The organism is Cupriavidus sp. YAF13 (assembly GCF_052113425.1).
Lineage (GTDB): Bacteria > Pseudomonadota > Gammaproteobacteria > Burkholderiales > Burkholderiaceae > Cupriavidus.
The window spans coordinates 25,000-50,785 of record NZ_JBFRDD010000018.1 but is presented as its reverse complement, the minus strand read 5'-3'; the positions used below and the strand labels follow the sequence as shown (position 1 = coordinate 50,785).

23 protein-coding genes and 1 pseudogene are annotated in these 25,786 nt (G+C 67.3%); 8 read left to right on the top strand and 16 right to left on the bottom strand.

Annotation, left to right across the window (positions count from 1 at the left end):
• Positions 1-19 precede the first annotated feature (19 nt).
• The 5 genes from AB4061_RS16475 to AB4061_RS16455 are packed head-to-tail and all read right to left on the bottom strand — an operon-like array spanning position 20 to position 6,009.
• Positions 20-1,222 carry an acetyl-CoA C-acyltransferase gene (locus AB4061_RS16475; protein ID WP_441635567.1) on the bottom strand — a complete coding sequence of 401 codons (1,203 nt, stop codon included), beginning with the start codon at positions 1,220-1,222 and terminating at the stop codon, positions 20-22.
• A 32-nt stretch (positions 1,223-1,254) separates the two neighbouring features.
• Positions 1,255-3,012 (bottom strand): long-chain-fatty-acid--CoA ligase, encoded by a 1,758-nt coding sequence (locus AB4061_RS16470; RefSeq protein ID WP_441635565.1) that lies wholly within the window; start codon positions 3,010-3,012, stop codon positions 1,255-1,257.
• Positions 3,013-3,068: 56 nt separating this feature from the next.
• Positions 3,069-4,406 (bottom strand): MFS transporter, encoded by a 1,338-nt coding sequence (locus tag AB4061_RS16465; RefSeq protein WP_441635563.1) that lies wholly within the window; start codon positions 4,404-4,406, stop codon positions 3,069-3,071.
• The gene (locus AB4061_RS16460; RefSeq protein ID WP_441635562.1) at positions 4,403-5,077 is read right to left on the bottom strand and encodes an alpha/beta fold hydrolase; all 675 of its coding nucleotides are present in this window, start codon (positions 5,075-5,077) and stop codon (positions 4,403-4,405) included. Before AB4061_RS16460 ends, AB4061_RS16465 begins: the two co-directional genes overlap by 4 nt.
• Complete coding sequence (locus tag AB4061_RS16455) at positions 5,074-6,009, bottom strand: alpha/beta fold hydrolase (protein ID WP_441635560.1); 936 nt, start codon at positions 6,007-6,009, stop codon at positions 5,074-5,076. Before AB4061_RS16455 ends, AB4061_RS16460 begins: the two co-directional genes overlap by 4 nt.
• A 241-nt stretch (positions 6,010-6,250) precedes the next feature.
• Here AB4061_RS16455 and AB4061_RS16450 point away from each other — a divergent pair, with 241 nt between their 5' ends.
• From AB4061_RS16450 to AB4061_RS16415, 8 genes and pseudogenes are all read left to right on the top strand, one after another.
• On the top strand, positions 6,251-7,435 hold the full coding sequence (locus tag AB4061_RS16450) for an acyl-CoA dehydrogenase family protein (protein WP_441635559.1): 1,185 nt from the start codon (positions 6,251-6,253) through the stop codon (positions 7,433-7,435).
• Between the two features lie 20 nt (positions 7,436-7,455).
• Positions 7,456-8,088: pseudogene (locus tag AB4061_RS16445) on the top strand (acyl-CoA dehydrogenase family protein); the annotation flags it as partial.
• A gap of 15 nt (positions 8,089-8,103) precedes the next feature.
• On the top strand, positions 8,104-8,640 hold the full coding sequence (locus AB4061_RS16440; RefSeq protein WP_441635692.1) for an acyl-CoA dehydrogenase family protein: 537 nt from the start codon (positions 8,104-8,106) through the stop codon (positions 8,638-8,640).
• Positions 8,641-9,078: 438 nt separating this feature from the next.
• Positions 9,079-10,035: an ABC transporter permease gene (locus AB4061_RS16435; protein WP_043356856.1), complete on the top strand. Its 957-nt coding sequence runs from the start codon at positions 9,079-9,081 to the stop codon at positions 10,033-10,035.
• A complete protein-coding gene (locus tag AB4061_RS16430; protein ID WP_441635556.1) occupies positions 10,035-10,979 on the top strand; it encodes an ABC transporter permease in 945 nt (314 codons plus the stop codon). The genes AB4061_RS16435 and AB4061_RS16430 overlap by 1 nt, the downstream gene beginning before the upstream one ends.
• A gap of 46 nt (positions 10,980-11,025) precedes the next feature.
• Positions 11,026-12,702: an ABC transporter substrate-binding protein gene (locus AB4061_RS16425; protein WP_441635554.1), complete on the top strand. Its 1,677-nt coding sequence runs from the start codon at positions 11,026-11,028 to the stop codon at positions 12,700-12,702.
• 72 nt (positions 12,703-12,774) lie between these two features.
• Positions 12,775-13,758 carry an ABC transporter ATP-binding protein gene (locus AB4061_RS16420; protein WP_441635552.1) on the top strand — a complete coding sequence of 328 codons (984 nt, stop codon included), beginning with the start codon at positions 12,775-12,777 and terminating at the stop codon, positions 13,756-13,758.
• A complete protein-coding gene (locus AB4061_RS16415; protein ID WP_441635690.1) occupies positions 13,745-14,776 on the top strand; it encodes an ABC transporter ATP-binding protein in 1,032 nt (343 codons plus the stop codon). The genes AB4061_RS16420 and AB4061_RS16415 overlap by 14 nt, the downstream gene beginning before the upstream one ends.
• 60 nt (positions 14,777-14,836) lie before the next feature.
• On the opposite strand, the gene AB4061_RS16410 is transcribed toward AB4061_RS16415, so the two are convergent.
• The 11 genes from AB4061_RS16410 to AB4061_RS16360 all read right to left on the bottom strand — a co-directional run bounded on the left by AB4061_RS16410 (position 14,837) and on the right by AB4061_RS16360 (position 25,753).
• Positions 14,837-16,066 (bottom strand): TetR/AcrR family transcriptional regulator, encoded by a 1,230-nt coding sequence (locus AB4061_RS16410; protein ID WP_441635550.1) that lies wholly within the window; start codon positions 16,064-16,066, stop codon positions 14,837-14,839.
• Between the two features lie 110 nt (positions 16,067-16,176).
• Positions 16,177-17,646: an amidase gene (locus AB4061_RS16405; RefSeq protein ID WP_441635548.1), complete on the bottom strand. Its 1,470-nt coding sequence runs from the start codon at positions 17,644-17,646 to the stop codon at positions 16,177-16,179.
• Positions 17,643-17,879 (bottom strand): hypothetical protein, encoded by a 237-nt coding sequence (locus AB4061_RS16400; RefSeq protein ID WP_441635546.1) that lies wholly within the window; start codon positions 17,877-17,879, stop codon positions 17,643-17,645. Before AB4061_RS16400 ends, AB4061_RS16405 begins: the two co-directional genes overlap by 4 nt.
• Positions 17,872-18,567: an RraA family protein gene (locus AB4061_RS16395; RefSeq protein WP_441635544.1), complete on the bottom strand. Its 696-nt coding sequence runs from the start codon at positions 18,565-18,567 to the stop codon at positions 17,872-17,874. The genes AB4061_RS16400 and AB4061_RS16395 overlap by 8 nt, the downstream gene beginning before the upstream one ends.
• A gap of 29 nt (positions 18,568-18,596) precedes the next feature.
• The gene (locus tag AB4061_RS16390) at positions 18,597-19,382 is read right to left on the bottom strand and encodes an SDR family oxidoreductase (RefSeq protein ID WP_441635542.1); all 786 of its coding nucleotides are present in this window, start codon (positions 19,380-19,382) and stop codon (positions 18,597-18,599) included.
• A gap of 21 nt (positions 19,383-19,403) precedes the next feature.
• Complete coding sequence (locus AB4061_RS16385) at positions 19,404-20,219, bottom strand: aspartate dehydrogenase (protein WP_441635540.1); 816 nt, start codon at positions 20,217-20,219, stop codon at positions 19,404-19,406.
• Positions 20,220-20,260: 41 nt separating this feature from the next.
• The gene (locus AB4061_RS16380; protein ID WP_441635538.1) at positions 20,261-21,142 is read right to left on the bottom strand and encodes a polysaccharide deacetylase family protein; all 882 of its coding nucleotides are present in this window, start codon (positions 21,140-21,142) and stop codon (positions 20,261-20,263) included.
• 63 nt (positions 21,143-21,205) lie between these two features.
• Entirely contained in the window at positions 21,206-22,174 is a 969-nt protein-coding gene (locus tag AB4061_RS16375; RefSeq protein WP_441635536.1) for a TMAO reductase system protein TorT, read from the bottom strand.
• Positions 22,175-22,217: 43 nt separating this feature from the next.
• Complete coding sequence (locus AB4061_RS16370) at positions 22,218-23,228, bottom strand: ABC transporter permease (protein ID WP_441635534.1); 1,011 nt, start codon at positions 23,226-23,228, stop codon at positions 22,218-22,220.
• 10 nt (positions 23,229-23,238) lie between these two features.
• On the bottom strand, positions 23,239-24,204 hold the full coding sequence (locus AB4061_RS16365; RefSeq protein WP_441635532.1) for an ABC transporter permease: 966 nt from the start codon (positions 24,202-24,204) through the stop codon (positions 23,239-23,241).
• The gene (locus AB4061_RS16360) at positions 24,191-25,753 is read right to left on the bottom strand and encodes a sugar ABC transporter ATP-binding protein (RefSeq protein ID WP_441635530.1); all 1,563 of its coding nucleotides are present in this window, start codon (positions 25,751-25,753) and stop codon (positions 24,191-24,193) included. The genes AB4061_RS16365 and AB4061_RS16360 overlap by 14 nt, the downstream gene beginning before the upstream one ends.
• Between the last annotated feature and the right edge of the window lie 33 nt (positions 25,754-25,786).

Here is a 25,786-nt window from a genome sequence, read left to right as displayed (position 1 = left end):
GCGAGGGCTGGCGCCCGGCTCAGAAAATCTCGAACAGCCCCGCCGCGCCCATGCCGCCGCCGATGCACATCGTCACCACGCCGAACCTGGCGCCACGGCGCTTGCCTTCCAGCAGCAGGTGGCCGCTCATGCGCGCGCCGGACATGCCGTACGGATGGCCAATGGAGATCGCCCCACCGGAGACGTTCAGGCGCTCGTTCGGAATGCCGAGCGTATCGCGGATATGCAGGACCTGGCTGGCGAACGCCTCGTTCAGTTCCCAGATGCCGATGTCGCTCATCGACAAGCCGTGCTGCTTGAGCAGCTTGGGAATGGCGAACACCGGGCCAATGCCCATTTCGTCCGGATCGCAGCCGGCAACGGCCATGCCGCGGTACGCGCCCAGCGGCTGCAGGCCGCGGCGTTCGGCTTCCTTGCCTTCCATCAGCACCATGGCGGATGCGCCATCGGACAGTTGCGAGGCATTGCCGGCGGTGATGAAGCTGCCCTCGGCCACGCGTTGCCCGTTCTTGAAGACCGGTTTGAGGGCCTGCAGGTCGGCCAGCGTGGTGCTGGGGCGGTTGCCTTCGTCCTTGGCCAGCGTGACCTGCTTCTCGCTCACGGCGCCGCTGGCCTTGTCGGTGACCAGCATGGTGGTGGTGATTGGCACGATTTCCGCGTCGAAGCGGCCGGCTTGCTGCGCGGCGGCTGTGCGCTGCTGCGATTGCAGTGAGTACGCATCCTGGGCTTCGCGGCTCACGCCATAGCGCTGCGCCACGATCTCGGCCGTCTCCAGCATCGTCATGTAGATCTGCGGCAGTGTCTGCACCAGCTGCGGATCCTGCGCGCGGTAGCGGTTGATCTTGTCGTTCTGGACCAGCGAGATCGACTCCAGCCCGCCGCCCACGGCAACCTGCATGCCGTCCACGATGATCTGCTTGGCGGCCGTGGCGATCGCCATCAGGCCGGAGGCGCACTGGCGGTCCATCGACATGCCCGACACCGTGACGGGCAGCCCGGCACGCAGCAGCGCCTGGCGCGCAACGTTGCCACCCGTGGAGCCTTGCTGCACCGCGCAGCCCAGGATCACGTCGGCGATCTCCGCCGGGTCGATGCCGGCGCGCTGCACGGCGTGCGAGATGGCGTGGGCGCCAAGTTCCTGCGCCTGCGTGTTGTTGAAGGCGCCGCGATGGGCCTTGCCGATGGGCGTACGTGCGGTGGATACGATGACTGCTTCACGCATGGGAAGTCTCCTGCTGTGTGTTGAGTGAATGCCTAACCGTGGCGATGCGCAACGTCCTTGGCGATGGCCAGGAATGTCTCCAGGTCATCGCGGATCTGTTTTTTGTTGTACTTGCCTACGCTGGTCTTGGGGATGTCCCGCGTGATGGCGACGAGCTTGGGCAGCATCCACCTGGTGATCTTGCCGGTATCGACGCCGTGCACCTTCAGGAAATCGATGACGCTGTCCTCGCTGGCCTCAAAGCCGTTGCGCACGCTGACCAGCGCCAAGGGCTTTTCGCCCCATACCGGATCGGGCACGCCGACCACTGTCGCCTCGTGCACGAAATCGGCCATCGCGATCAGGTTCTCCAGCAGTACCGTGGGCACCATCTCCGCGCCGCTGCGGATCACGTCCTTCATGCGGTCGGCGATGGTGATATAGCCCTCGGCATCCACCTTGGCGATGTCGCCGGTGTGCAGCCAGCCGTCTTGCCACAGCTCCGCGCTTTTCTCGGGGTTGCGGTAGTACTGCCCGGTCGCCCAGGGCGCGCGCACCACGATCTCGCCGACCGTGTGGTCGTCCTGAGGCACTGGCTTGCCTTTGTCGTCGACGACCTCCACCTCCACGCCAAGAATCGGCAGGCCGGATTTGACCAGCACCGCATCGGTCTCGTCCCGCTCCAGGTGGACCATGGTCTTCTTGATGAACGAGCCAACGATGGTGGGCGCGGTCTCGGTCATGCCGTAGCCCGAACTCATGCGGAAGGTGGGGATCAGGGCTTCCAGCTTGCGCTTGAGCCCGAGCGGCAGCGCGCCGCCGCCCACGCTGACGCGCACCAGGCTGCTGAGGTCGTACTTGTTCAGGTCCGGGTATTCGAGCAGCATGGCCGCGATGGTCGCCACGATGCCCACCGACGTCACCTTCTCGCGCTCCACCAGCTCGCAGAAGCCCTGCACGGTAAAGGTCCCGTGCAGCACGATCTTCTGCGCGCTATAGACCGCGACGAAAGGTTGCCCCCAGCCGTGGATGTGGAACATCGGCGTATTCAGCAGCGGCACCGCGCCTTCGCCCAGCCGCGTGCCCAGGCCATCGGCAATGTCATGGTCCGGCGTGTTGCCGATGGCGAGCTGCGCCATCATGTGGATGGTTAGCAGGTAGAGCTGGCGGTGCGTGAAGATGGCACCCTTCGGCTGGCCGGTGGTGCCGGTGGTGTAGCACAGCGTGGCGTTCACGTCCTCGTGCAGGGCGGGCCACTCGATGGTCTCGGCCTGGCGGGCGATCAGCGTTTCGTACTCGATGATGTTGGGGATGCGGGTCTGCGGCAGCCCCGGCTTGTCCGACATATAGACCACCAGCTCGACCACATCCTTGATCTGGTCGTAGATGCCTTCCAGCAAGGGCATCAGGGTGTCGTCGACAAACAGGATCTTGTCCTGCGCGTGCCGGATGGTGTAGACGATGTGCTGCGGGGACAGGCGGACATTGATAGGGTGCAGCGTGGCGCCAATGCCCGTCACGCCGTAGTACAGCTCCAGGTGGCGGTGGGTGTTGAGCGCCATCGTGGCGATGCGCTCGCCAGGTTCGCCAGGCATGCCGGCTTGCACCTTGAGCTCGCCGCGCAGGCCGTTGGCCAGCTGCGCCACGCGGCGGTACCACTGCATCCAGGTAAAGCGGAAATACTCGCCGGTGGCGTGGTTGCGGTAGACAACGCCGATCTCGTTGGGGTACATCCGCACCGGGCGCTTCATGATCGTGGTGAGTACAAGCGGGTAGTGCGTGCTGAATTCCGGATAGGTCCTGAATGTCATCTTGTCTCCTGGTGATCTCGATGTTCCCGATGTTCCCGTTGATCCTGACGTTGGCGCTATGTGTTGCCCTCGCGCTGCGGCCGCGGGCGGCGGCGCGGCTCCTCCACCCGCAGGGCGAGCGCAAAGGCGATGCTCATGACCACCATGGCCGCGACAAACACCAGCGAGAAGCGCACCCCCTGCGCCAGCAGGCCGCCGAGGATCGGCCCGCACGCCATCATCGTGTAGGTGGCCGTATCGGACACGGCCAGCAGCATCGGGCGGTCGCGCCGGTTGCCGAACTCCAGCGCAAAATTGTCCGCGGACAGGAAGTAGCCGCCAAAGCTGGCGCCCAGCCCGCAGAACACCAGCAGGAATGCGCCCAGGCCATCGCAGAGCAGCAGCGCGGCGGTGGACAGCACCCACAGCCCGATGCTGCACAGGAACACCAGCCGATAGCCGTGGCGGTCGGCCAGGCGGCCCCAGATCAGGTTGCTGGTGGTCTGCGCCAGCAGGTAGGCAATGCTCAGGTAGCCCAGCGTGGCGCCCGAGAGCGGCAGATGGCTGCCAACGTAGATGGCATAGAACGGCACCGCCATCATGCTGAACGCCACCAGCGCGCGGGCCACGAAGAAGCGCACGTAGTGCTTGTCCGCACGCAGCAGCGCCGGCACTTCGCGCAGGCGCTGGCGAAAGCCCGACTGCACGCGCACATCGTGCAGCACCGGCTCGCGCATGCGGGTCAGCGCGGAGATGCCCAGGCTGGTAAGCACGAAGGCGGAGAGGAAGGTGGTGGCGTAGCCATTGCCGAACACATTGCCGCCAACCAGGAAGCGGCCGCCCAGATAGGCTACCGCCGCCGCGATCAGCCCGCCGAGGAAATTGCGGAACGCGCTCAGCGCGCCTCGCCGCTCCAGCGGAATGATCTTGGAGGTGAGGTAGTTGAAGGTGACGTTCTGCACGCCGTTGAACAGGCCGAACAGCAGCAGGAAGCCGGCGGCGGCGGCCAGCGCGCCGTCGCCCGAGAGCAGGAAGGCGGACAAGCCCAGGCCGAGGATCTGCAGGCGCACCAGCCAGCCCACCAGGTAGATCAGCGGCATCACGCGCTGGCGATGCTCGATCTGCGTGGCGCCCCAGATGGAGGACATCGCCATGCCGGCGTACTGCGCGCCAAGCACGCACCCCACCACCAGCTTGGAGCCGGACAGCAGGTAGATATAGGCCGGCACGAAGGTGGGGGCGGTCACCAGCCGGAAGCCGGTCATGCCCAGCATGCCGTGGATCAGGTAGGCGCGCGCGTTGCGTGGCAGGTGCTGCTGTACGTGGGCGCGGAAGCTGTCCTCCGCCTGTGCGTGCGCATCGCCATGTCCGGCATTTTTTCCAGGAGCGGCCTGCGCGGCGAGTTCCGCTTTCATGCCTGAGCGTCTCCACGCATCGCCGCTTGCGCCGCGTAGTGTCGCAGCGCCCGGTCCAGCTCGACCTGCTCCAGCGAGAGCAGTTCCGTCACCGCCTTCAGCCAGTCCGGGCGCTCGCGCGTGCACACGGAGACCGGCTGCGGCGTGTCAGAGTGCTGCGCGGCCAGCATCGCGTAGTTGGCCGCGTAGCTCGGCGGGCGCACGTCAGTTGCCAGGTCGGCGATGGCGTACGGGTCGGGCGGGCCGGCGCGCGTGGTATCCACCACCGGGATGTACGGATTGCGTGCGGCGGTGCCGCCACCGGCCAGGCCGGGGCCGTCGCGCAGGATGGCGCCGCGCACTTGCTCCGGGCGCGCGCCGGCCAGCAGCAAGGCGATATAGCCGCCCAGCCCGCGCCCCGCCACGGTCGACGGGCCCAGGTGCGCCAGTGCGATATCCGCATCCGCCATCAAGAACTCGCAGCTGTAGCCGCCGCCGCGCGGAATGTCCGAGAGCCCGTGCCCGGTGAAATCCAGCGCGTGCACCGTGCCGGGCCAGCCGGCGTACTCGGCCGGTAATATGTCCGGCGATCGCTCGCCCAGCCCGTGCAGCAACAGCAGCGCGGGCCCGCTGCCGGTCTTGAGCGGATGCAGGGCAAGGCGCAGGCGGTTGTGGCGCAGGTAGAGGGTCATGAACGGAGGAAGGGCAGGATGCGTTGCGCGGTCTCGTGCGGCCGCTCGATATGGATGAAGTGCCCGGTGTCGGCCATCACCTGCACCTGGGTCGAGGGCGGAAAGTATGGCGCCAGGTCGGCCGCGGTGACATCCCACCCCATCGGCTCGCGCTCCGTGCCGAAGATGGCCAGCATGGGAATGGGAAAGCCCGGCAGGCGGTCGGTCATCCAGCGCGCGCGCATGGGGCCAAAGCCGGAGGAGCCGATCACCGGGTCGAGTTTCCAGCGCCAGCCGTCCGCATCCTGCCGCGCGCCGAGCGCGGCCAGGTAGCACAGCCACGCATGGGCCAGCCGCGGGTTCATCCGGGCGCGCCGCCGGGCGAGTTCTTCAAGGGTGCCGGGCTTGCGTGCGAGGCCCGGGCTTTGCCGGCGCGTATCGAGCCAGCGCGTGATGATGGGCGCGGTCATCGATTTCTTGTCGCGCACGGCGCTGTCCGCGTGCGGATTGCGAAAGGGCAGGCCATCGATGGCGACGAAGCGGGTGAACCGGTGCGGCAGCGCCTGGATCGCATGCACCAGCAGCGAGCCGCCCTTGCTATGGCCGATTGCGATCAGCGGCTCGCGCGTGACCGAGTCGGCCACTGCCAGCAGGTCCCGCTCGTCCGCAACCCAGCTGTACAGGTCGGCATGCTCGGAGTCGCCGTGGCCACGCTGGTCGTAAGACACCACGCGGTAGCCGGCATCGGCCAGCAGCGGCGCGAAGACATCGAAGGTCCGCGCGAAATCCATGGCGCCATGCACCAGCAGGACCGGCGTGGCGTCGATTGCGCCCCACTCATGGACGGCGATGCGGATGCCGTCGGCGCTGACGGTGCGCGAGCGATCCGGCGCCCGGGCACCGGGAAAGGCAGGGATGGCACAGCGCGGCGCGCTGCTGGCTTCAGCCTCCACATTGTCTCCTGGTTGCGCCACACGGGCGCGGACCGGCTTGGTGTGCTTTCCGGTTTAGTGGTTACGGTATGTTTCCGGGAATGCTATCACATTGGTGGAAAATGCATGCTTGTGAGCAATGATGGGGTGCTTTGGCATGCTGCATCTCAGTTTTAGGAAATGGAGTATTGATGTTGCGGGGTCGGGCTTATATAACGAATCCAAATCAAAACAAGACAAGCCATAAAAACAGGAGACAAGCGTGGATGACCTGGAAACCTTCCGGCAGGAGGTACGTGCCTGGCTGGAAGCGCAATGCCCGCCCGAAATGCGGCAGCCCGTGCGCAACGAAGATGACATCTGCTGGGGCGGGCGCAAGTTCCGCTTCCAGTCCGAGGCGCAGCGGCTCTGGCTCGCGCGCATGGGGGAGAAGGGCTGGACGGTGCCGGAGTGGCCGCGCGAGTATGGCGGCGGCGGCCTCTCCCGCGAGCACGCCAAGGTGCTGCGTCAGGAAATGCAAGCGCTTGGCTGCCGTGTGCCGTTGCAAAGCTTTGGCATCTGGATGCTTGGCCCGGCCTTGCTCCGGTTTGGCTCGGAGGCGCAGAAGCGCGAGCATCTGCCCAGGATCGCCCGCGGCGAGATCCGCTGGTGCCAGGGGTATTCGGAGCCCAATGCCGGGTCGGACCTGGCCTCGCTGCAAACACGCGCGGACGAGCGCGACGATCACTTTGTCGTCAACGGCCAGAAGGTGTGGACTTCGTACGCCGACAAGGCGGACTGGATCTTCTGCCTGGTGCGTACCGACTTTTCGGCGCAGAAGCACACCGGCATCAGCTTCTTGCTGTTCGACATGGAAACGCCGGGCGTCACCGCGCGGCCCATCGTGCTGATCTCCGGCAAGTCGCCGTTCTGCGAGACTTTCTTTGACGATGTGGTGGTGCCGCGCGCCAACCTGGTGGGCGAGCAAAACGGCGGCTGGGCCATCGCCAAGTACCTGCTGACCTTTGAGCGCGAAATGATCAGCGGCATTGGCGGGCGCGGCCAGCGCCCGCCAATGGGCAAGCTGGCGCGCGACACGCTCGGCCAGAACGAGCGCGGCGAAGTCGACGCGCCCATGCTGCGCGCGCAGATCGCCACCTTCGAGATCGATGAAGCGGCGTTCGCCTTGGCGGGTGAGCGCGCACTGGACCTGGCCCGGCAGGGCGAGGGCATTGCCGCGTTCTCGTCGGTGCTGAAGTACTACGGGTCGGAGCTGAACAAGCGGCGCTATGAGCTGCTGATGTCGATTGGTGGCAGCGAGGCCCTGGAGTGGGAGAGCGAGCGCAGCAACGACGGCGCCACCGCGCGCGGCTGGCTGCGCAGCAAGGCCAACTCGATCGAGGGCGGCACGAGCGAAGTGCAGCTCAACATTGTCGCCAAGCGCTTGCTCGGCCTGCCCGGCGCCTGACGCCCTGACTCCACGCCAGAATGCTTAGAGGCCTACAGCCTCTTAGAGACCGACAGAGACCGACCATGGCTATCGTATTGAATCAGACCCAGGAGATGCTGCGGGACAGCGCCCTGGCATTCCTGCGCGAAAGCGCACCCATCCCGATGCTGCGCAAGCTGCGCGACACGCGGGACGACACGGGCTTCTCGCCCGCCCTCTGGCGGGAGTTTGCCGAGCTGGGCTTTGCCGGCGTGCTGATCCCCGAGCAGTACGGTGGCAGCGAGCTCGGCGTGGTGGAGGCGGGCGTCCTGATGGAAGCGCTTGGCCGCACGCTGGCCCCCACGCCGTTTTTCTCCACCGCCTTGCTGGGCGCTTCGCTGATTTCGCGGGGCGGCAGCGCCGCGCAGAAGGCGCATTTCCTGCCCGCCATCGCGGCCGGCGAGCACCTGACCGCGCTGGCGATCGACGAGGGCGCGGCGCACCGCCCGGAGCGCCAGGCGCTCGCCGCCGTGCAGCAGGACGGCGGGTTCGTGCTCAATGGCGCCAAGGTCTTCGTCATCGACGGGCATGTCGCCGATACGCTGATCGTGGTGGGCCGCACCAGCGGCAACGCCAGCGACCGCGATGGCGTCACGCTCTTCCTGGTGCCGCGCGGCGCCGATGGCGTTGCCGTGGAGCGCACTGTGATGGCGGACGCCCGCAATGCCGCGCGCGTGCAGTTCCGGGATGTGCGCGTGGCGGCGGACGCGGTGCTGGGCGAGACCGGTGGCGGCGCGGCCATGCTTGAGCACGCGCTCGATATCGCCCGCGCGGCGCTGGCGTCCGAGCTGGTTGGCATCGCCGACGAAGCCTTCGGGCGCACGCTGCAATACCTGAAGGAGCGCAAGCAGTTCGGCAAGATCATCGGCGAGTTCCAGGCGCTGCAGCATCGCGCCGCCCACTTGTTCAGCGAGATCGAAATCACGCGCGCGGCGGTGCTGCGCAGCCAGCAACTGCTCGACGGCGGCCCGGCGCAGCCAGTCGCGCTGGTATCCGCCGCCAAGGCGCGCGCCGGCGCCACGGCGATGCTCGCGGTGCAAGAGGGCGTGCAGATGCACGGCGGCATTGGCATGACCGACGAGTTCGAGATCGGTTTCTACATGAAGCGCGCCTGCGCCGCGCAGATCCTGCTCGGCGACACCAACTTCCACACCCAGCGCTGGGCGGCCTTGCGCGGCTACTGAGCGGCGCGCCGCAACGCACCATCCTCAACCGTCTTTGCAGGCCGTCCACGCGCAGGCGTGGGGCCTGCGCTCGCCCTCGCGTTGCGGGCCGCGCGTTTGCGCCGCACAAGCGGCCCGCAACGGCAGCGCCGACCTAGGTAAATCCACTAGGCATTCAGGGGTCAGTTCGGTTGTCATGGATTAGAACTCTGGGTATGCTGAATGGGCTATCTGCACAAACAGCAGCTCGGTGGAAGTCTCCCAGGGGTGTACCCCTGGCTCGCGCCAGATATCGCTTGATTTACGCGTCAAGCGATGATTGTCCGGTGCGTCAGGCGATCACGCGAAGCACCGAACAGGAGACGGCATGGTCGGGGCGGCATTCATTATCGTATATACGGTATCTTTTTTCAGGGCGCGCGGCGCGGCCTGGCCGGGCGTCACGGAAGCGGGCGCGCCATGAGTGCCTACATCCTGCGCCGCCTGCTGGCGCTGCTGCCCACGCTGCTGTTTGCCAGCCTGATCGTCTTTGTGATCGTACGCATGGTGCCGGGCGACGTGGTCGACCTGATGCTGAGCCAGAACGACATCAGCGCCGACACCAAGAGCCGCGAGGACCTGATCCGCGCGCTGGGCCTGGACCAGCCGATGTGGTTCCAGTACGTCCACTGGATCGGCAACATCGTGTTGCACGGGGATCTCGGCCAGTCGCTGTGGCAGGGTGAGCCGGTGCTGAAGATGGTGCTGGCGCGCATGCCCGCCACCTTCTCGCTGGGCGCGCTTGCGCTGTTCGTGGCGCTGTCGGTTGCGCTGCCCGTGGGCGTGCTCTCGGCGATCCGGCAGGACACCGCGGCCGACTACGTGGCGCGCTCGTTTTCCATCCTGATGCTGGCGGTGCCCAGCTTCTGGATGGGCACGATGATCATGGTGTTTCCTTCCGTGTGGTGGGGCTGGTCGCCCGAGGTGCGCTACGTTCCCTTCCTGGAAGACCCGCTCCAGCACATCAGCAACATGCTGGTGCCTGCCATCATCCTTGGCATGGCGCTGTCGGCCATCACCATGCGCATGACGCGCACGATGATGCTGGAGGTGCTGCGCCAGGACTACATCCGCACGGCCTGGGCCAAGGGCTTGAACGAGCGCCTGGTGATCCTGCGCCATGCGCTGCGCAACGCGCTGATCCCGGTGGTGACGCTGATCGGCCTGCAAGCGCCGCTGCTGATCGGTGGGGCAGTGGTGATCGAGCAGATCTTTGCGCTGCCGGGCATGGGGCTGCTCCTGCTGGACGCCGTGAACCAGCGGGACTATCCCGTGATCACCGGCGTGTTCCTGGTGGTTGGGGTGGCGGTCATGCTCATCAACCTGCTCGTGGACCTGAGCTACGGGCTGTTCGACCCGAAAGTGAGGCATCGCTGATGGCACGTCCAATCGCAAACGCCCCGGCGCTCAAGACGGCGCAAGCCTCTCATGCCGCCCATGCCGCGCAGCCCAAGTCCGGCCCCGGCCGGCTCGGGTCAGCCTGCGCCCTGGTGGGCCGCCTGTTCCGCGAGAAGCCGCTAGGCGCCGCCGGCGCGGTGATCTGCATGATCTTCCTGTTCTGCGGCGTCTTTGCCGACTGGCTGGCGCCGTATGGCGTCAACGAGATCAGCATGATGAAGCGGCTGCAGCCGCCTTCGTGGGCGCACCCCTTCGGCACCGACAACCTCGGGCGCGACATGCTCTCGCGCTGCCTGTACGGCGCGCAGCTCTCGGTCATCATCGGGCTGTCGGCCGCCACGCTGGCCACCGCCATCTCGGTGCTGATCGGCATCCTGAGCGGCTACCTCGGCGGCAAGTTCGACCTGATCGTGCAGCGCATGGTGGATGCGTGGATGAGCTTTCCCGACCTGGTGATCCTGATCGTGGTGGTGTCCGTGCTCGGCCCGGGCAGCTGGCAGATCATCGGCACGCTGGGCCTGCTGCTGGGCGTGGGCGGCTCGCGCATCATCCGCAGCGCGGTGGTCTCGGTGCGCGAGCACATGTATGTGCATGCCGCGCAGTCCATGGGCGCATCGACCGGCCGCATCCTCTGGCGCCATATCCTGCCCAACGTGCTGCCGCCCATCATCGTGCTGTTCACCACGCGCGTGGGCACCGCGATCCTGGCCGAGTCCGGCCTGTCCTTCCTCGGGCTGGGCGTGCCGCCGCCCGCGCCGACCTGGGGCGGCATGCTCTCGGGCAACGGCCGCACCTTCATGTTCCAGGGGCCCTGGCTGGCCTTGGCCCCCGGCATCTGCCTCACCGTCGTCGTCTATGCCATCAACGTCTACGGCGACGCGCTACGTGACCTGCTCGACCCGCGCATGCGCGGATCGCGCTAACCAACAACGGAGGATGACGATGGAGGGACGCGGCTTGAACCGGACAATGTCTTCAGTGGTGGCAGGCGTGGCGCTGGCGCTTGCCGCGGGCGCTGCCTGCGCGCAGGCCGAAGCGCCGAAGTACGGCGGCAATCTCGAGATCGGCTCCATGTATCCCACCATCTCCGCCCTGTCGTGGGACCTGGCGGACTGGAACTGGAAGCAGAACTACGACACCGGCCAGGTCTACGAACAGCTTTTCGTCGCCGACCTTTCCAAGGCCAGGCGCAATGGCGGCAAGTATCCGTTCCAGGCCGATGCGTGGCTGCCGGAGGATGCGATTCGCGGCGAGCTGGCCGAGAGCTGGAAGTGGGTCGACCCGCTGACGCTAGAAGTCAAGCTGCGCAAGGGCGTGAAATTTCCCGCCAAGGCGGGTGTGATGGAAGAGCGCGAACTGGTGGCCGACGACGTGGTCTTCAGCTACAACCGCCAGAACACCAGCGCCAAGAAGATCCCCACGTATTACGACCACCTCAACAAGGTGGAGGCAACGGACAAGTACACCGTGGTCTTCCGCTTCAAGGAGTTCAACGCCGAATGGGATTACCGCTTCGGCTGGGGCTACTACTCCGGCATCATGCCCAAGGAAGTGGCGGCCGCCGGGGCCGGCAACTGGAAGAACGTGAACGGCAGCGGGCCGTTCCTGCTGAGCAACTTCGTCCAGGGCACCGCCAGCACTTACACGAAGAACGAGCAATACTGGGATAGCGACAAGATCGCCGGCAAGGACTACAAGCTGCCCTTCGTCGATAAGGTCGTGCTGCGCACGGTCAAGGACGAGTCCACCCGCAACACCATGCTGCGCACCGGCAAGCTGGATGTGCTCGAGTCTATCCGCTGGACCGCGGTCGATGAGCTCAAGAAGAACGCACCGGCGCTCAAGTGGTCGCGCTGGCTGTCGACCAACGGCCAGTACGTGGCGCTGCGCGTCGATACCAAGCCGTTCAACGACCTGCGCGTGCGGCGCGCGCTGAACATGGCGGTCAACAAGCAGGAGATCGTCAAGCAGTTCTATGGCGGCAATGCCGAACTGTTCGCCTACCCGCAGCATCCGGACTACGCCGGCTACTTCGAGCCGCTGAGCGCCATGCCGGACTCGGTGAAGGAGCTGTTTACCTACAACCCGGACAAGGCACGCAAGCTGCTGGCCGAGGCGGGCTACGCGAAGGGCTTCACTTTCAAGGTGCAGGTATGCGCCTGCCAGCCGGAGCACCTGGAGCTGCTGCCGCTGATCGGCGCCTACCTGGAACAGGTTGGCGTGCGCATCGAGATCCAGCCGATGGAGTACGGCGCGTTCCTGTCGGCCATGACCACCAAGACCAATGCGCCCGGCTACCTGATGAGCAACGGTCATACCAACCCCACCACCACGATCCGCAAGAGCTTCGTGAAGGGCCAGGTCTGGAACGCCGCGCAGTGGGGCGACGCCAAGTACGAGCAGCGCGTCAACGAGGCCTTCCAGATGCGCGACCTCGGCCGCCGCCAAGAGGCCTTGCGCTCGCTGACCCGCGATGTGCTCGCGGATGCGCCGTATGTCTGGTTGCCGACCCCTTACGTGTACACCGCGTGGTGGCCCTGGGTGAAGAACTACAACGCCGAGCTGCGCGCGGGCGCGGTCCGTCCCGGCCCGATCTATGCACGGATGTGGGTCGACCAGGACATGAAGAAGAAGATGGGGTTCTGATTTCGTTACTCCCACCTTGCTCCATGCTTGTCCCACACCTGTCCCTAGCCCGTCCCTTTCAAGGAGGCCCGCATGACGCAGCCCATCTTGCAGGTGAACCAGCTGACCACGCGCTTTCGCACCGACCGGGGCGTGGTCACGGCGGTGGACCAGGTCTCGTTCGATGTCGCCCCCGGCGAGACCCTGGCCATCGTTGGCGAGTCCGGCTCCGGAAAGAGCGTGACCGCGCTATCTATCCTTGGCCTGATTCCCAGCCCGGCGGGCCGCATCGAATCGGGCGAGATCCGCTTTGACGGGCAGGACCTGCTCAAGCTCAGCCCGGCAAAAATGCGTGCGATCCGCGGCAACCGGATCGCGATGATCTTCCAGGAGCCGATGTCGTCGATGAACCCGGCGCTCACCGTGGGCAAGCAGATCGCAGAGCCGATCAACCTGCACCAGGGCATGCCGTGGAAGACCGCCCTGGGCATCGCCGGCGAGCTGCTTGGCAAGGTGCAGATCCCCGAGCCGCAGAGCCGGCTGGGCGCCTATCCGCACCAGTTCTCGGGTGGCATGCGCCAGCGCGCCATGATCGCCATGGCGCTGGCCTGCAAGCCGCAGCTGATCATTGCGGACGAACCCACCACCGCGCTCGACGTCACGGTGCAAGCGCAGATCCTCGACCTGCTCAAGGACCTGGCCAGCCAGTCCGGCACGGCGCTGGTGCTCATCACGCACGACCTGGGCGTGGTGGCCCGCTATGCCGATCGCGTGGCCGTGATGTACGGCGGCCGCATGGTCGAGACCGCCACCGCGCGCGAGCTCTATGGCCATCCCGCGCACCCTTACACGAGCGGGCTGATGGCCTCGGTGCCACGCATCGACGGCGATACCCGCCAGCCGCTGGTGCCGATCGACGGCCAGCCGCCTGACCTCACCGCGCTGCCGCCAGGGTGCGCCTTCATGCCGCGGTGCCAGCTCGCCACCGATCAATGCGGCCTGTCGCGCCCCGCGCTGCGTGCCGTGCGCCCGAATCACTTCAAGGCATGCTTCTTCCATGACCATGACCACCACTGAAGCGCGGGCAGTGCCCGCCGCGCGCCAGCACGGCAAGATCGGCGACGAGATCCTGCGCGTCGAGAACCTCAAGGTGCATTTCCCTGTGACCCAGGGCGTCTTCATCAAGCGGCAGGTGGGCTCGGTCAAGGCGGTGGACGGCGTATCGTTCACGCTCAGGCGCGGCGAGACATTGGGTCTGGTCGGCGAAAGCGGCTGCGGCAAGTCCACGACCGGGCTCGCCATCATCAAGATGCTGGCCGCCAGTGGCGGGCGGATCGCCTTTGACGGCGACGACTTCGCCACCTTCAGCAAAGCGCAGGAGAAAAACTTCCGCCGCAGCGTGCAAATGGTCTACCAGGATCCGTTCGGATCGCTGAACCCGCGCATGAAGGTCTGCGACATCATCGGCGAGCCGCTCGAAGTGCACGGCATGGCCAACGACCGCGAGCGCTATCGCGCCCGCATCGCCGAGCTGCTGCAGATGGTCGGCCTGCTGCCCTATATGGCGGACCGCTACCCGCACGAGTTCTCCGGCGGCCAGCGCCAGCGCATCGGCATTGCCCGCGCGCTGGCGGTCGAGCCCAGCCTGATCGTTTGCGATGAACCCGTCTCCGCGCTGGACGTATCGATCCAGGCGCAGGTGGTCAATGTGTTCATGGAACTGCAGCGGCGGCTCGGGCTGACCTATATCTTCATTGCGCACGACCTGGCCGTGGTGCGCCACATCAGCGACCGCATCGCCGTGATGTACCTCGGGCGCATCGTGGAGATCGCCAGGCGCGACGAGCTATATGCAAATCCCCGGCATCCCTACACCAAGGCGCTGCTGTCCGCCGTGCCGGTAGCCAGCGTCGAAGCCGAGGAAAAGCGCGAGCGCATCGTGCTCAAGGGCGAAGTGCCAAGTCCGCTGCACCCGCCGTCCGGCTGCCGCTTTCACCCGCGCTGCGCGCAGGCAACGCAGCGCTGCAGGGTGGAGGATCCGGTGCTCAGGGAGCGGGGGGATGGGCAGATGGTGGCTTGCCATCTGGAGGGCTGACACGGGAAGCGGGGCGCCAGGCGTCAGCACATCAAAGCACATCAAAGCGAATCCTGGCGCTCACTGCCCTGAAAATATCCCCAGGAACAAAGGCCGGATAAACAGATCCGCCGCATTCTCCCCGGATGCATCCGGCACCCACCGCCGCAACTCCACCGCGGCATTGATCATCCCGTTCACCTGCAACGAAGCAATCGACTGATCCAGCGCCCGGATCGACCCGTCCTGCATCCCTTGCACCAGGAACCGCGCAAACCGCGCCGATAGCCGGTTCATCGTCAGCATCTTCTCCTTGCGCATCTCCTCGGGCAGCGCGCCGTAGATAGTCAGCCGCAGCAACGGTCCCTGGCTGGAAAACTGATAGCTGACCAGCGCGCGCGCGATCGCGCACAGCTTGTCCCAGCCGGTGCCCGGGCCGTCCTCCACCCGCGACTGCGCATCGCGTATCACCGCGAACATGCGGTCGAAGCAGGCCGAGATCAGGTCGTCCTTGTTCTCGTTGTGGTGATAGAAGGCCCCCTTGGTGAGATTCAGCCGCGCGGAGATGCGATCGGCGGAAGCGCCCCGATAGCCCAGTTCGTTGAGCAGTTCCGTGGCGGCGCGCAGGAAGGCTTCCTGGGTGGTCTCGGCCAGCGGGATCGGCGGTGTCGCGGCAGGGGCGCCGTCCCATCGCGATGACGGTGACGCAAAGCCGTTGAGCAGGATATCCACGACGGTATCCGCCACCTTCGGATAGTCCTCCGGCTCATAGCGTTCCACCCATGTCATCGCGCCGCTGGTCAGCGACAGCAGCAGGTGCGCCGCCGCGCTCAGGGCGCTGCGTTGCGCGGGGTCCTTGGGGGTGTCGCTGCGCAACAGCTTGCGGATGCGCCGGAACATGTCCGTGTAGGCCGCGAAGGCGACGTCCGCGTGGGTGTCGGGCAGCGAGCGGATCTCGCGAAAGCTCATCAGCTCGGGGCGCTCGCCCGTTGCCGTCAGGGCCAGCCGCTGGAAGAAAAGCGCAATGAAGCGGCGCACCCTGGCCTGCGGCAGCGGCTCGTCGGCCGTAGCGTCGGCGATGCCCGCGATTTCGTCGATGGTGCGCATCAGGCACGCCACCACGAGGTCTTCCTTCTTGCGGTAGTAGTAGGTGATGCTGTTGGTGCTCAGGCCGACTTCCTGCGCCACGTCCGAGAGCGTGGCGCCGCGCAAGCCCTTGCGGTTGAACAGCCGGGCAGCGGCATCGAGGATCGCCTCGCGTTTCTCCACGTACCGGCGTGTCGGGCGGGCTTCCGCTGTTTCCTTGAGCATGAGGCGAGATATCTGCGATGGTTGGCCGGGAGCGCGGATTATAGAGGTGGCCTGCGCGGTTTTGGGGCTGTGCCGAGTCTACCATCGCGCCGCTTTGCCTTTTCAGAGGCTTACCCGTTGTCCGGCTCCGCCGCGATGCCGCCCGCTTCCAGGCCATTGAGCACGGGCTCGATACAGTGCCAGCTGGTGGCTTGCTGGAATGCGGCGCAGGCGTCAAGCAGGGTACCTTCGGCCCAAGGCCTGCCGATCAGCTGCAAGCCCACGGGAAGGCCGTCGGGGGTGAACCCCACCGGCAGCGACACGGCAGGCAGGCCGAGATAGCTGATGCAGCGGTTGGCCCGCAGTAGCGAGGTGGTCACGCGCACCGCTTGTGCGGCGTCGTGCGCCACGGAGGCGATGCGCGGCGTTGGCACGGCAACGCTAGGCGCCACCAGCACATCGCACGCCGAGAAGACGTGATCGACAAACCTGCGCAGCGCCAGCGGCCGGTAGGCCAGGGCGCGCGCGTAATCGTCGGGGCTGGCCGCCAGCGCCGTCTCCAGCCGCAGCCGCGTGGCACGGGCCAGGCGATCCGCGTGGCTACGCAGGCGCTGGCCGTGGAGCGCTATCGCTTCGCGCCACGTCACCACGGTAGCCGCGGCATCGCAGGCCTCGACGCCGGGCACGGTCTGGTCATGCAAGCTGGCGCCCAGCGATTCGAACGCTAGCAAGGCGCCGGCAATCACCGAGGCGCCGTCGTCATGCGCTACCTCGAAGAACGGGTGCCGGGCAACGCCGATGCGCAGGCCTGCCAGCGGGCTGCGGAGGCCGCTGAGGCGTTCGAACGTGGTGGCCCGCACCGCCGCAGGATCCAGCGCGTCGAGCACCGCCGCGCAATCCCTGGCGGTCCGGGCGATGATGCCGAGCGTGTCCTGTGACGGCGACAGCGGGACTGCGCCACGCGTGGCGATGCGGCCCCAAGTGGGCTTCAGGCCAACCACCCCGCACATCGATGCCGGAATGCGGATCGAGCCACCGGTGTCCGCCGCGATGGCGAACGGCACCGCGCGCGCCGCGACCGCCGCCGCCGCGCCGCCCGACGAGCCGCCGGTGATGCAGCGCGCATCCCACGGGTTGCGGCAGTGGCCGTAGTGATCGTTCAGGCCGGTGGCACCGTAGCTGAGCTCGTCGAGCGCGGTGGCGCCCAGGCCGATCGCGCCGGACAGGTGCAGGGCTTCGAGCACGGCCGCCGGCCTTCGGGCCGCCGCAGGATCGTCGACCAGGCCGTCGACCAGGTCGTCAATCAGGTCGTCGAACAAGGAGCCCGCGCGCGGCGGCCGGGCGGGGTCGGCCAGCACGTCCTTATGCGCGAACGGGATGCCCCAGAGGGGCGCCTGGGCAGCGCCGGCCACGCTGTGCGTCTCCAGTTCGATGGCGCGGGCGAGCGCGCCTGCGTCGTCCAGCGCGGCAAAGCAATGCGTGGCGGCGTGCGCCGCTGCGGCCCGCCGCAGGCAGGCTTGCACCAGCGTGGAGGGCGACAGGCGCCGGTGGGCCAGCGCCATGCGTAGCTCGGCAACGCTCAGGAGGGTGGGGTCGGTCATCGTGCTCCTAGCGCGGTGGCGCACTGCCGCAGCCAGTACGTGTACGGCTGTGGCTGCGCTGCGAACTCCGCGTCGCCCACCGGGAAGGCACGAACGGCTTGCAGCACCGGCGCGGCCGCTGCTGCGATCTCGCCGCAGCGGCGGTCATCCAGCCGCAGCCGGAGATCCGCCGCGCGCTGCATCACCTGCGCCGCCAGGGCTGCCAATGCTGCCAATGGCGCTAGCTCAGACATGCCCGTACTTGGCCAGCGCATCGGCCAGGCTGAGCCCTTGCTGCAGTTCCACGCGGATGCTGCGCTCCTGCTCGGTCAGGCGCTCCGCCTCGAGCAGCACGGTGTCCAGCACTTCGTGCGGGATCACCAGCACGCCGTCTTCGTCGCCCAGCACGAAGTCGCCCGGGCGCACCTGCACCCATTGCGAGGTCGCGCCGCGGATGCTCACCGGCACCTGCCATCCGTTGACTTTCCAGCGGGCAATCGACTGCACCGGCGTGCGGTAGCGCGCGAACACCGGGAACGCTTGCTCGGCGATCCAGCGGATATCGCGAATGCCGCCATCGATCAGCGAGCCAACGCAGCCGCGCTCCTTCATGCCAATGGCGATCAGCTCGCCGAAGTAGCAGACGCCTTCGCCGTCGCCGCTCCAGACCGTGACATCGCCGGCGGACACGCCCGCGCAGGCCTTCATCTTGTCCGGGTCGCCGCCGAGCGCGTACGGCGACATCTGGCCACGGATGGTGTAGGCCCAGCCGGCCAGCTTGCCGCCATTGGCGGGGAACGGCGTAAAGGCGGACGAGAGGCCCTGGTCGAACAGGCCGAGCGTGTCGAGCACGTCGGCAACGTTGGAGGTATCGACCAGCAGGAATCGCTGGCGGATCGTCTCGCGCTCGGTGGCGCTGCGGGCTACGTGGGTGGTTTCCATGCTGTGCTTCCTCGGGAGATAAGTGCTACTCAGATGCTCGGGATCATGCCGCCGTCGACGCGCACGACGGAGCCGGTGACAAAGGCGGCGCGCTCGCTGGCCAGGAAGGCCACCACGTCGCCGTACTCCTCGGGCCGGCCGTAGCGCCCGGCGGGAATCACCCCGGTGCTGGCCGCCACGATGTCTTCATAGGTCTTGCCCTCGCGCCCGGCGCGGGCTTCGTCCAGCGCGCGGATGCGGTCCGTGGCGATGCGCCCGGGCAGCACCACGTTGACGCAGATGCCGTGGGCGGCTACCTCGTTAGCCAGCGTCTTCGACCAGCCCAGCAACGCCATGCGCAGCGTGTTGGACATGCCCAGGTTGGGAATGGGCGCGATCACGCCGGACGAGGTGCTGGTGATGATGCGGCCCCAGCCCTTGCGCTTCATGGCGGGCAGCAACAGGTCCGTGAGATGCATCAGCGACAGCACCATCGATTCGAACTGCTTGCGCCACTGCTCCGGCGCGACTTGCGCGGCCGTGGAAGGGGGCGGGCCGCCCGAGTTGTTGACCAGGATGTCCGGGTCGCCCAGCGTGCTCCTGACCTGCTCCACCATGGCCGTCACGCTCGCCAGGTCGGCAAGATCGGCGCGCACGCCGCAGGCTTGCCCGCCGGCTGCGCGGATGCGGGCCACCGTATCGTCCAGTGCCTCCTGGTTCTGGTCCGATACGGCAACCACGGCGCCTTCCGCCGCGAGCGCCAGCGCGATGGCCGAGCCCAGCCCGCCGCCCGCTGACATGACCAGCGCGACGCGCCCCTTGATGCCTAGATCCATGTTGTCGCTCCTTGATGGTTTTCAGGTGCCCACGCGCAGCGGGCTGCGCAGCTTGCGCAATACGGCCAGCACGCTCTGCGCCGTGATACGCCCGGTCTTGGGGTTTTCCGTGGGAATGTTCTGGATGCTCATGGAGAACGACGCGGCATCGGAATCCACCACGATCTCGTGGGTGTTGCGCGTCAGCGCCGGGTCCGCCCAGATTTCCAGGTGGGTCTTGTCCGGGCCGACGCCGGCCAGCGCCAGCGCAACCACCACGTTGAGGTTGGCGGGGAAGCCCTTGGCAGCCTCGCGGGCGGTGCCGGAGAAGATCTGGATCGGCGCCGTCACGTCGTCGATGTTGATGTTGTTCTCCACCAGGAACGGCGCCCCAACCAGGCCGCGCACCGGCTTGCGCGTGATCATGCGCACGGAGTGGATGACGCCCTCCGATGCCGCCGTCACCGCATCCAGGCCCAGCAACGCGCCGGTCGGCACGATGATCTGGCCGCCGTGCTCGCGCGCCAGGTCCACCAGGTCCATGCGCTCAAGCAGCGCCCCGCAGCTCAGCACGATCATGGTCTTGCCCGCGCGCAGCACCGGCTCGGCGATCTCGCCGACGAGTTCCGCCGGCGCGCATTCGATCACCACGTCCGCCAGGCCGGCCAGCTCGCCAAGGCCGACGATGGCCACCTCGTTGCGCAGGCCTTGCAGCGCTTGCGCCGCCTTTTCCTTGTCGCGCACTGCCACTGCCGTCAGCCGCAGGCCGAAGACGCCGGCATCGAGTTGCTTGACGAGCTTCTTGCCGACCGCGCCGAGCCCGGCGATGCCGACCCGCAGTTCTTTGTCGAATGACATTGTGTGATCTCCTGTTTGATGAACTTGTTGTTTGGCCTGGCTCAGGCGTCTTGCGCCGGCAGGCCGATGTAGTGCTGCGCGATGGCGCCCGTGGTGGTCAGCCAGATCTGGTCGCGATGGCGCACGATGTGCTCCATCGCCCGGCGGAACTGCCGCAGCCGGTAGGGCTGGCCGATCAGGAAGGCGTGGATGGAGATGCCATAGACGAGCGGCTGCTCCACGCTTTGCTCCAGCATCTCGTCGAAGTTGTCGATGATGATGTCGGCGAACTCGCTCGCCGTGGCATCGTGCAGCGCGATGGCGGGGATATCGTTGACCTCGTGCGGGTAGGGAATGCTCAGCAGGCGGCCGCCGCGCGTGTTGATCCACACCGGCTGGTCATCCATCGGCCAATCGAGGATGTAGCGGTAGCCGGCCTCTTGCAGCAGGTCGGGCGTGACGTTGCTGGGATTGACGCCGGGGCTGAGCCAGCCCGCGGGCGGCTTCCCCTCGTGGTGGGCGATGGCCTCGGTCACCTCGCGGATCAGCTCGCGCTCCTCGGCTTCGGAGAAGTTGTTCTGCTGCTCCGAGTTGGTGCGGCCGTGGCCAAGGATCTCGTCGCCGCGTTTGCGCAGCGTGTCGATCACCTGCGGGCAGTGCGCATAGCATTCGGCGTTGAGCAGCACCGACAGCGGGATGCCGAGCTTGTCGCACAGCGCGATGATGCGCCACACGCCAACCCGGTTGCCGTACTCGCGCCAGCCCCAGTTGTAGGTGTTGGGGTGCGGGATGCCGGGCGAATAGGAGATGCCGCCACCGGTGTTGTAGGCGAAGTGCTCCAGGTTCAGGCACAGATGCACCGCGAGGCGCTTGCCGCCGGGCCAGTCGAACTGCGGGCGGTCGACGATGGGCGAATAGGGAAATCTGTCGTGAGAAGCAAGCATGGCGTTATTGACCTGGCTGGATGCGTGAGCTTGGGAAAGGCGGGATCGAATGGCGGCGCAGCGTCACGGACGGTAGTCCTTCGGCGCGGTCACCAGGGAAAGATCGAGCGTGGCGAGATTGTCGCGCGTGGCCAGGATGGACGGCGTGCGCACCACCGCTGTCGTGCCCTCCTTGCGGGCGGCGGCCACGGCCTGCCTGAGCGCCTCGCGGCCCTGCGTGACGATCTGCTGCACGGACGAGCAGGCCAGCTCGCCGTTCTGCAGCATCTGCTGCGCGGTGGGGCTGAGGTTGGAGGCACTGATCTTGACGCCCTCGCGGTGGACGGACTTGACCGCCAGCGCCGCGCCCGCCGCCGAGTCATCCACCGCGGAGTAGATGCCGTTGAGCTCCGGAAAGCGTTGCAGCCAGTCGTCCACCAGGTTGATGGCGCCGTTGCGCGTGACCGCGCTGCGCGACTCCGCCACCACCTTGATGCCGGGGTATTCCGCCTTGATGGTTTCCAGGAAGCCCTGGCGCCGCAGGTCGGCCCAGGTCTGCCCTTGCTGCTGGGAGATCATGCCCACCGCGCCCTTGCCGTTGAGCGCCTTGCCAAGGCACTGTGCCTGCAGGCGGCCCATGTCGTAGTGGTCCGCGCTGATCCTGGAGGCGAGCTTGTCGCTGTTGGGCACGCTGGAGAGCCCCACCACCGGGATGCCCTTGCCAATGGCATGCTCCACCGCACCGCGGATGGCATCGCCGTTGGTGGCGCCGACGACGATGCCATCGACCTTGCGCTGTACGAGGTCCTGCAGCTGCGAGATCTGGATGTTGACGTTGGCATCGCCGCCGGCGTTGAGCTTGACCAGCGCAACACCGAGCTTCTTCGCTTCATCTTCCACGCCGTAGGTCATGGAGATCCAGAACGACGATGACAAGTCCGGCGTGGCGTAGCCGATCGTCAGCGCTTTCTGCGCCATGGCCGGCCCGCATGCCAGCAGGGCGCCTGCCAGGACGACGGCGGCCCGCAGCCGGGGAATGCTGATTCGTTTCATGATTCAAGCTCCTGTTCGATGTCGTTGCAGTGAAGGTAAGCGTTCAGCCCTGGCGCGATCCCACCCTGCGCATCAGGTATTCGAGCAAGCCCGCGGATACGATGACCGCGCCCAGCACGATCTCGGAGGCAAAGGGCGAGGTGCCGAGCAGGTTCAGCCCGTTGAGCAACGCCTGGATGAACAGGGTGCCCACCATGACCTGCCACACGGCGCCCTTGCCGCCGCTAAGCGCCACGCCGCCGATCACGCACGCGGCAATGGCTTGCAGCTCCATGCCCGCGCCGTCGACCGCGACCGCTGCGCCGCTGCGCGCCAGCAGGAACACCGCCGCCAGCCCGGCCAGCGCGCCACACAGTCCATAGGCCAGCACGCCGGCGGTGCGCACGGGCACCCCCACCAGCAAAGCCGCATCGGGATGGCTGCCGATCATGTAGAACCAGCGCCCGAGTGGCAGGCGCGCGCACAGCAGCCAGGCCAGCGCCGCGACCGGTGCGGCCAGCCACACCATCGCCGGCACACCTAGCCATGCCGCGTAGGCCAGCGACTGGATCACCGTGCCGGGTGGCAGCGGCACCGCATCGACGCCACCGGAGACGATGGTCGATATCCCGCGCACGATCAGCGTCGCGCCCAGCGTGACGACGATCGGCTCCATGCGGCGGCAGGCGATCAGGTAGCCATTGCAGAGCCCCACCGCCAGCCCGGCGCCCATGCCCAGCAGGATGGCGGGCACTTCGCCGAACTGCGCGACGGTCTGGGCGATCACGATGGACGACAGCACCGCCACGGCGCCCACCGAGATATCGAAGCCGCGCGTGACCACCACCAGCATCTGGCCGAGCGCGAGCAACAGCAGCACGGCACTTTGCGAAACGATGTTGGCCAGGTTGTCCGAGGTGGCGAAGCCGGGCGAGATCGCGCCCATCACCAGCCACAAGCCCGCGCAGGCAAACAGGCCGGTGGATTTGCGCAGCGCGGGCACGGAGCGCGGCGAGAAAGCTGACAGGGCGGCGCCGGTGCGAGCCTGCAGGGACATCAGTCGTTGCGTGTTCATGTTCGTGCGCTCAAGAGGCGTTGGCGGGAAGGCTGGGCAGCGGGCGTGCGCGCAGCGAGCGGCCGCGCAGTTGCTGGAGCAGCACGGCCGCGAGGATCAGCACGCCAAGCAGGACGCTCTGGATATAGCTGGGGAAATTGACCAGCACGAGCGCATTGCCCACCATGGCCAGGATCAGGCAGCCAAACAGCGCGTGCAACGGGCCGCCCTTGCCGCCGGTGAGCGGAATGCCGCCGATGGCGCACGCGGCGATCGCCTCGAAGGGCAGGTTGGGATAGAGGTTGGGCTGGCCCGAGCCGAGCCGCGAGGTCAGCACCGCGCCGGCTATCGCCACCAGCACGGCATTGGCCAGATAGGCCTGCAGCACGCGCGGCTTCACCGCGATGCCCGCCAGGTGCGCGGCCTCCGGGTTGCTGCCCACCAGATACCATTCGCGGCCCGGCGCTGTGTAGCGCGTGAGCGCGCCCACAACCAGCAGCGCGGCGCCGGCCAGCCACAGCGGCAACGGCAGGCCCTGCCACTGTCCCCGGCCCAGCGCGGAGAAGTCCACGCTGGTCGGGGCATCCAGCGGCACGCCGCCCACCAGCACGCCGCACAAGCCGTGCACCGCAATCATGGTGCCGAGCGTGGCGAGAAAGGCGGGGATGCGCAAGACACCAACCAGCGTGCCATTGAGCGCGCCCAGGGCCAGCACCGCCAGCGCGCCGGCGGCAAACGCGCCACCCACGCCGATGGCCGGCATGCTCAGCACGGCCACCACGCTGAACAGCGCCACCCCGGAGCCCACGGAGAAATCCAGCCCGCGCACCACGATCACCAGGCCTTGTCCGATGGCCACCAGCAACAGCACCGCCAGCACGCGCGCCAGATTGAAGATGTTGCCGCTGGTGCCAAAGCGCGGCACCGCTATCACGCAGACCACGAACAGCGCCAGGCAGACCCAGGCCGATGCCGGCCACTTTCTAAGCCAGGCCATGATGTGCCTCCTCGCGCGTGGGTTGCAGGCTGTCATTGCAATCGCTGGCGCCGGTGGTGCACGCAATCACCTGCTGCAACGCCACCCCGCGCGCAAACACCCTGGCCATGCGGCCATGGCGCATCACCACGATACGGTGCGACAAGGCCACCACCTCGTCGATGTCGCTGGACGCCACGATCACGCACGCGCCGCGGCGCGCCGCGTCCACCAGCGCATCGTGGATGGCCTCGCGGGCGTTCACGTCGACCCCGCGCGTGGGCTCGATCACCACCAGCACCTTCAGCCCGGGCAGCAGCAGGTTGCGGATCACCAGCAGCTTTTGCTGGTTGCCGCCGCTCAGCGCGCTGACGTCCAGGGCCGGATCGCCCGGGCGCACCCGCAGCGACGCGAACAAGCGCTCGCTGGCGCCGACCTCCATCGCATCGGAGACGAAGAGATGATCCGAGATGGATGCGTAGGTGGAGGCTACCGCGTTGGCGGCGCAATTGAGCCCCGGGAAGATGCCGTCGCTGCTGCGGTCGGCCGGGATCAGCCCGACGCCGCCTTGCTTGAAACGCCGGCGCGACAGTGCCGTCAGGTCCAGCTCGTCGACCCGGATGGTGCCGGCGCTAGGGGGCCGGCTTCCGCTCAGCACTTCGCCCAGCTCGATTGCACCCGAGCCGATCAGGCCAGCCAGCCCGACGATCTCGCCTCGCCCCACCGACAGCGTGACGTCGCGCAGCAGATCCCCGCAGGCGATGCCCTCGACCCGCAGCCGCGTGTTGCCCACGGCCGGGAGCGCGCGCGCGGGGCGCTCGGCCACCGGCCCCACCATGGCCTCGACGATCTCATGCGGGGTCATGGCGGCCACCGGCGCCGCGTCCACCACGGTAACGCCATCGCGCAGCACGGTGATGGTGTCGCAGACCTGCTTGATCTCGCCCAGCTTGTGGCTGATGAAGATGATGCCCTTGCCTTCGTCCTTGAGGCGCGCGACAGCGGCGAACAGACGGTCGGCTTCATGCGCGTTAAGCGCGGCGGTCGGCTCGTCGAGGATCAGCACCTCGCACTTGCGCGCCACGCCGCGCGCGATCTCCAGCAACTGCCGCTCGGCCATCGACAGGCCGGACACCAGCTGGCGCGGGTTGAGCTCCAGCCCGATGCGCCGCGCCGTGTCCAGATAGCATTGCAGCGGCAGGCGGGCACCAGCGTGCAGCGCGCCGGCCCGGGCCACGTCGAACGCATGCAGGTTTTGTTCCACCGTCAGGTCCGGGAACACGGTGGCATGCTGGTACACGGGAATCACGCCGGCCGCGATGGCGTCGCGCACCGAGCCAAAGGCAACCGGCTGGCCGCGCAGCAGGATGGTGCCCGTATCCGGGCGCAGCGCGCCGACGAGCATCTTCACCAGCGTGCTCTTGCCTGCACCATTTTCGCCCATCAACGCATGCACCTCGCCGGGGCGCACGGTGAGATCGGCGCCGCGCAATGCGCAGGTCGCTCCAAATCGCTTGGAAAGACCGGATACCGAGAGCAGGGGGGGCTCCTCGCCGGGTGTGGTTGTCATGGGGGCTCCTTTTTTGGCGTTGTCTTTTGTCTG